Raw genomic sequence first — 6,514 nt, 5'->3', positions numbered from 1 at the left:
GATCACAGCCAGTTGGATCTTGTACTGGTCGAAGGTTTCCGCGACGAAGCCTTTACCAAAATAGAGGTTCACCGCCCAAGTTACGGCAAGCCGCTGCTGTATCCTAACGACGAAACTATTATCGCCTTTACCACCGACGGCGACTGCCCTGACGGGTGTACCCTGCCCCAACTCGATCTGAATCGTCCACAAGACGTCGCCAAGTTTGTTGTTGCGTGGTTAAAAGAACAATAACGAATATCGTTTGTTCCTATCGCCATAAAAAAAGCGAGAGCCAACAGGCTCTCGCTTTTGTAATGAGGCAACTCTGTAGTTGCTATCTGTGCGTAGTCTCCCCTGTACACACTTTTCAAGGGAGAGACAAGGAAGGGGTTAGCATTACCCCTCCCTTCCCTTCAAAATGGAAGGGAAACATGACGAACTCTAGATCGCCCAGCCACCTGCGTAGAACGCAACCAGAACCACAGCAATAACAACAGTCCCCACATTCAGGCGCTTGTATTCACCTGAAATAACACGGCCAATCACCAATGAGCTGAAGCCAAGCATGATACCGGTAACAATATTACCCGTTAGCACGATGAATACCGCACACATCAAACCTGACAATGCATCAACAGAATCGGCCATATCCAACTTACTGACATTGCTCATCATTAGCAGACCAACATACATAAGTGCAGGTGCTGTCGCATAAGCAGGAACAAGGTAGCTAACAGGTGATAGGAACAGCATCAACAAGAACAAGCCACCAACAACCGTTGCTGTCAGACCTGTCTTACCACCAGCGGCTGTACCCGCAGCTGACTCAATGTAAACTGCCGCAGGTGCACCGCCCACAAAGCCGGCAAAAATACTGCTGACTGAGTCCGCGGTCAGGGCCTTACCACCGTTAATGATCTGGCCGTCTTTATCAAGTAAGTTAGCCTGACCTGCTACCGCACGAATCGTACCGGTCGCATCAAAGATTGCTGTCATAACCAATGCCAAAACGCTTGGAATAACAATCGGGCTAAGCGCACCCATGATATCCAGGCTACCTAGCAGTGATTCACCTTCAGCACCAAATGATGGCATGGCGAACAAGCCCTGGTATGTTACGTTCGGGTCAAAAATCAAACCAAAAATAGAAATCGCAATGATGACCAGCAGGATACCACCCGGTACGCGGCGCTTCTCAAGACCGAAGATAGCCGCCAGGCCAATAATGGACATCAACACAGGTAGAGAAGTAAAAGAACCCAATGTAACCGGTAGACCTGCATGCGGATTTTTCACAACTAGGCCAACACCGTTAGCGGCGATGAGCAATAGGAACAAACCGATACCGATACCAGTACCGTGGGCAATACCAAACGGTAGGTTAGTAAGTATCCACTGACGCACGCCAGTGACTGTGATAGCGGTGAACAGGACACCCATCAGGAATACGGCACCCAGCGCAACAGGAATACTGATCCCCTGCCCCAGCACCAAACTAAATGCGGTAAAAGCGGTCAGCGAGATGGCACAACCAATCGCCATTGGCAATTTTGCCCAAAGCCCCATCAGCAACGAACCGAATGCCGCTACCAGACAGGTTGCGACAAATACCGCTCCCTGATTAAAACCTGCAGCCCCTAGCATACTCGGCACAACAATAACCGAGTACACCATCGCGAGGAAGGTTGTTAAACCTGCAACCATTTCCTGCCTAACGGTACTGCCGCGTGCCGAGATGTGAAAATAACCGTCTAATCCGCCTTGTGGTTTTGTTTCTGTTGCAATATTGGCGGGATCACTTTGAATTGTACTATTTTCAGACATGGTGATAGTTCCTTGTTTGTCATTGAGAGTAAAGAGCGCGCTGTACCTCGATCAATGAGACGTGCCCTTTACTGCCCAGAAAGTGTGTTGAGCTTCCTCTCAACGAAGATTTAATTACCTCTAAACTTCTATATTTTTTGAATCTTTTTTCTTAAGCGATGTATCAGCCGCGCTCATATACCAAGCGGCCGTCAACGTAGGTTCGGTAAATACTGCGATCATCACCAAGCGTCATCAGCATGAACAATTTCTCAGCCAGATCTTTTGAGCTGTCATAGCGAAGCTGCTGCAGCGGGGTGGCACACGGGTCAATAATGACGAAATCGGCCTCTTTGCCCACTTCGAAGTTACCAATCAAATGATCCAGTGACAGCGATTTCGCGGCACCCAGAGTCGCCAGATAGAAGGCTTCAAATGCAGATAAACGATGCTGCTGGAGCTGCATGACCTTGTAGGCTTCGTTGAGGGTCTGCATCATGTTGAACGTTGTACCGGCACCAATATCGGTTCCCATACCCACTTTGATGTTGCGCTTCCAGGCTTCCTGCAACTTGAACAGGCCGCTGCCAAGGTAGAGGTTAGATGTCGGGCAGAATGCGATTGCCGAGTCCGTATCATGGAGGCAGTCCCACTCTTTGTCTTCCAGGTGAATACAGTGTGCAAACACACTCTTGGAGCCCGTCAGACCATGGTGATGATAAACGTCAAGATAACCATCCTGCTCCGGATACAGCTCTTTCACCCACTCAATTTCATTCTTGTTCTCACAAAGATGAGTATGAACATAGGTATCTGGATACTCTTCCTTCAGCTTGCCCGCCATGGCCAATTGTTCTGGGGTTGAAGTCGGCGCAAAACGAGGAGTGATCGCATACAGCAAACGGCCGCGCTTGTGCCATTTTTCAATCAGTTCCTTGGTTTGGTTGTAACCGACTTCTGGCGTATCAAGCAGATAGTCCGGTGCATTGCGGTCCATCATTACCTTGCCGGCAATCATCCGCATGTTGATTTTTTCGGCTTCTTCAAACAGGGCATCCACTGACTCGGGATGAACGGTGCCGAACACCAACGCGGTAGTGGTACCGTTACGCAGTAGCTGCTTGATAAAGAAAGTCGACATTTCCCGTGAATAGTCTTTGTCCTTGTAACGGGCCTCTGTCGGGAAGGTGTAATTGTTCAGCCACTCAAGCAACTGCTCCCCGTAGGCCCCCACCATCTCAGCCTGTGGGTAGTGAATATGGGTATCAATGAATCCCGGCATCACCAGTTTGCCCGGATAACTGCGAATGCGTACCGATGCAGGGACCAAGTCCTTACCCTCTTCCCAGGGTCCGACCCATTCAATACGGCCATTGTCAACCAGCATCAAACCATCTTCGATAAAACGGACATTCTTTTCGATATCCTCCGGCTTATCGACCACATGGGCAATATCCATAATTGATGCACGAATTGCCTTGATAGATTGGGTATATTCCATAATTACCTCTTTGATGTCTTTGTACGCCCACCTGCTGTTAACTCATGAAATCAGTAGGGTGATCCCATCAACAAGCTACGTACTGACCTTTTATATATCTGTTGTGTAGAGTTTTTTTAGTGTTCTATTTTCAGAAAACCTATCGGCTCTTACGTATTAATTTCGCTCCAGCTCTGCCTGCTGGCGAGCACGGTTTTCTTCCTCTTCAAGCGCGCGGTTACAGGCTTCGCACTCTTTAATTTGCTCTTCTAACGCTTCACGCTTTTCCTGGGCACTTTCGGCTTCGTCAGCCCGGTTGATGCCCAGAGCGATGTTAAGTCCCAGCGCCACCAGAGAACCAGTTGTAATACCAGAGCCTAAAATCACCCTCATTGAATCAGGCAGATAGGTAAGAATTTCAGGACGAACAGTCACCGCCATACCGGAGGCAACACCCACGGCAATAATCAGCATGTTTCGTTTGGTAAAGTTAATTCGGGAAAGAATGCCGATCCCTGCCGAAATGATCATCGCAAACATAACCAGCCCTGCCCCGCCAAGCACTGGCGAAGGAATGGTCACCACGATACCGCCCAGTTTCGGGAACATACCGGCGAGCAACATGATAATACCGGTTACAGCCACCACGTGACGGCTGGCCACACCAGTTATAGAAACAATGCCGACATTCTGGCTAAAGGAGGAGAAAGGCGTCGCACCAAATACCGATGCCAATGCACTTCCGACACCATCACACAAAATCCCCTTAGACAGTTTTTTACCCGTTAGCTTGGTATGCGTTGCGTCACTCAGAGCCAGGAAGTCACCGGTTGATTCCATAATGGTAACCAGATAGGCAATCGACATCCCGATAATACCACTGACCGTAAAGCTCAACCCGAACGGGAGTACTTCCGGCAAGGCAAAGAACGCCGCATCATGAACAGGAGAGAAATCAACAATGCCCATGAAGATTGCTGTCAGGTAACCAACTGCCATCCCGATCACAATTGCAGCTGCCGAGATAATGCCTTTACCAACCTGTGACAGTACGATAACGACCACCAGCACCAACAACCCGAGCATCAAGTTACTGACCTGTCCGTATCCCTCCTGGCCAACAAAACCACCGACAAACCAGTCAACTGAAACCGGCAAGATAGTCAGACCAATCAGAACAACAACAGTTCCGGAGACAACAGGCGGGAACAGTTTTCGGATCTGAGGCATGAACCGGCTACCGATAATCATCACCAACGACCCCACCAATGAGGCGCCAAAGATTCCGGAGACACCGGCATCCATACCGATAGAAATTGATATCGCAACAAAGGTAAAGCTAGTTCCCATCACCACTGGCAGGCGGATCCCAACAGGACCAACGCCTTTACACTGAATGATGGTTACCACCCCTGAGACCATCAGGGCAGCATTCACCAGAATAACCATTTGATCGGTAGGCAGCCCGATCGCACTCCCCACCACCAGAGGGACAGCAATAATCGCCCCCATGGCAGCAAGCATGTGCTGTAAAGCTAGTAAGATTGCGGCTCCGACAGGAGGCTTGTCTTCAACGTTATAAAAGAGTTTCATTTCAATACCATCCGTTTCTTCACACTTCCCTGGATTGATGTCCGCTTTAAAGCTTCTCTTGTGCCTGTTCAGTCAGACAGCATCCGTAGAAAGATTGGACGAGTATGGAATCGATAACCTAGCCAGAAAATCCCCAAGGGCCTCTCACCCGGCTAATCGCCAAGTGTTGCCTTACCCCAATACACCGCGACTAAAGCCATGTTTAGTCAACACCGGCCAAGCTATGACAGCTCACTCGTAATTAATATCAATTGATATATAAAAAAAGCGGTTATTTCCCATCCCCTGAAAATTAACCGCTTTTCGAATTACTTAGAGCTTATTAAGACCTCGTAGCACCTTCTCTGGTGTGAAGTTCCACTCTCGGATCCACACACCGCATGCATCATGAATCGCGGTTGCGATAGCCGGAGAGGCACCATTTACGCCAATTTCTGAAATTGACTTGGCACCATACGGACCAACTGGGTCATCACTTGGCACCAGCGCCGCACGGAAGTCTCGAGGAATATCCCCAATCTTCGGAGCACCATAGCTCTTCAGATCCGTATTGAGCGGTACGCCGTTCTCGTCGTACATCAGCTCTTCACTCATACTGTGGCCGATGGCACGCATGCTCGCACCGTAGATCTGACCCAGAGCCAAATCAGGGTTAATTGGCGTACCACAATCAAGCAGAGCGTGGAACTTGTTGAGTTTGATCTCACCGGTACGAGTATTAACCGCCACTTCGGCAAAGTTCGCACCATACGGGAAAGCAAAATCAGAAGTAATGAAGCTGCCACTGGTCAATAACTGTCCCCAGCCCTTGCCTCCTTCAGCCTGATGCGCAATCTCACCGAAAGTCACCTGCTTGCCATCTTTCGCTTCAACTGTAGCTGGGAAGACAAGTTTGACATCGGCAACCTCTGCACCCAGCATCTCGGCACCGCACATCAGGATGCGCTCACGCATGGCCTCGGCAGCTTTCTTCGCAGCATTACCAGAGAAACAAGTTCCGGAAGAGGCATAAGCACCTTTATCAAACGGGCAGTGGTCGGTATCACCCGAGATAACAGTCACTTCTTCCAGTGGCATCTTCAGTGTTTCGGCCGCAATTTTGCCTACCACCAGATCCAGGCCGGTACCGATATCTGCACCGCCAGAGTGGACGATCAAAGTACCGTCTGAAGCCAACTTGGCTTTACAGTTGGCCTGGTCGATATCAGGGATCCCTGATTTCTGCTGAATAATTGCGACGCCGCGACCGACTGTCCAGTCGCCGCCCAAGTCTTCTTTCGGAGTATCCCAACCGAATTCTTCACGGCCCTGACGCAGAACTTCGTCAAGTGCACAAGACAGTACGCGAGGTGGCTCGGCAGGAAGGTCACCTTCACCAACAGCACCTTTGATCTTCAGCGGATCCCCTTCATGGACACGGTTCTTCTCGATGATTTCAAGCAGATCCATATCGATCTCTTCGGCCAGTTCCGCCAACATCATCGTCAGAGCAAACACCCCTTTCGGCGCACCATAACCCTGGTAGGCACCGGTCGGACAGATGTTTGAGTAATAAGTGGTCACTTTAAAGCGCACATTATCAATCGGGTAAAGCGGCAACGACAGTGCAGGACCATTAGAAGGTACTGTCAGGGCATGGTTACCGTAAGGACCGGT

General features: G+C 49.8%; 5 protein-coding genes. 1 reads left to right on the top strand and 4 read right to left on the bottom strand.

The window, feature by feature from the left end; genetic code table 11:
• A partial coding sequence (locus tag MHN01_RS12840; protein ID WP_239411704.1) for a molybdopterin-guanine dinucleotide biosynthesis protein B occupies nt 1-234 on the top strand: 234 nt, incomplete at its 5' end.
• A gap of 189 nt (nt 235-423) precedes the next feature.
• Here the strand turns inward: MHN01_RS12840 and MHN01_RS12835 are convergent.
• The 4 genes from MHN01_RS12835 to MHN01_RS12820 form a co-directional block, all read right to left on the bottom strand.
• Nucleotides 424-1,806 carry an NCS2 family permease gene (locus MHN01_RS12835; protein WP_075765071.1) on the bottom strand — a complete coding sequence of 461 codons (1,383 nt, stop codon included), beginning with the start codon at nt 1,804-1,806 and terminating at the stop codon, nt 424-426.
• Between the two features lie 163 nt (nt 1,807-1,969).
• Nucleotides 1,970-3,286 (bottom strand): guanine deaminase, encoded by a 1,317-nt coding sequence (gene guaD, locus MHN01_RS12830; RefSeq protein WP_239411703.1) that lies wholly within the window; start codon nt 3,284-3,286, stop codon nt 1,970-1,972.
• A gap of 156 nt (nt 3,287-3,442) precedes the next feature.
• Nucleotides 3,443-4,858, bottom strand: a complete 1,416-nt coding sequence (locus MHN01_RS12825; protein WP_239411702.1) for a solute carrier family 23 protein — start codon at nt 4,856-4,858, stop codon at nt 3,443-3,445.
• A 312-nt stretch (nt 4,859-5,170) separates the two neighbouring features.
• The coding region (locus MHN01_RS12820) for a molybdopterin cofactor-binding domain-containing protein (protein ID WP_239411701.1) at nt 5,171-6,514 on the bottom strand (1,344 nt) is incomplete at its 5' end.

Origin of the sequence: Photobacterium sp. OFAV2-7 (assembly GCF_022347985.1) — a bacterium.
GTDB lineage: Bacteria > Pseudomonadota > Gammaproteobacteria > Enterobacterales > Vibrionaceae > Photobacterium.
Note: the sequence above shows the minus strand (reverse complement) of the source record. Positions and strands in the feature narration are given on the sequence as shown.